Origin of the sequence: Rothia sp. HMSC066G02 (assembly GCF_001813145.1) — a bacterium.
Taxonomy (GTDB): Bacteria; Actinomycetota; Actinomycetes; order Actinomycetales; family Micrococcaceae; genus Rothia.
Window position 1 is genome coordinate 1 of record NZ_KV811589.1, and the last position, 585, is coordinate 585.

A 585-nucleotide genomic window follows, 5' to 3' on the forward strand; every position below is an offset into this window, starting at 1 on the left:
GAGCCTCTTTCTAAGGTCACGGACCCGGAAAAGGTGTTGCACCCCGAAATTCTTCGCCTGTACAGGGAGAAGCGCGGGTGGGTTATTTCGGCTGATAAGAATGTGCTGAGCGCCAACGTTGTTGATGATCTTATTGCGGGTGAGAAACCTAAAAATACGAGCCGTAATATCCTGGTGAGCACCCTGTACACGACCAAGGCTAAAGACCTTGCGTTTTATGTTAAGGAGACGGGGGAGAAGCAGGATGTCCGCAAATATTTGAAGTATCTGGGGCGTTTCTCGTTGGCTGTGGAGCATCTGCGTGGGCAGTGGGTGATTGTGGTTGACCGCGACGGCTACAGCAACCGCAACACCTATGAGCCGATCTACCCGCAAGGATTCGGGCAGCTGTAGTTTCTCTAGAAACCCCCGCCGGGCAGTACTTTCGGTACTGCGCTGGCGGGGGTTTCTTGCTGGGCTTTCCGGGTGGGCTCTTCGCGGTTGGCTAGGGGAGGTGGAATCCGTCCTGCTGAGTTCGTGTGCAGAACGTGCGTGTGTTACCTTGAGGTGTGGGCGAGGAAGCTCGTTCACCGTCACATCAACTTC

General features: G+C 54.9%; 1 pseudogene. It reads left to right on the top strand.

The annotated features are described in order from the left end of the window. Positions 1–393: pseudogene (locus HMPREF2894_RS03900) on the top strand (DUF6318 family protein); the annotation flags it as partial. Positions 394–585 lie beyond the last annotated feature (192 nt).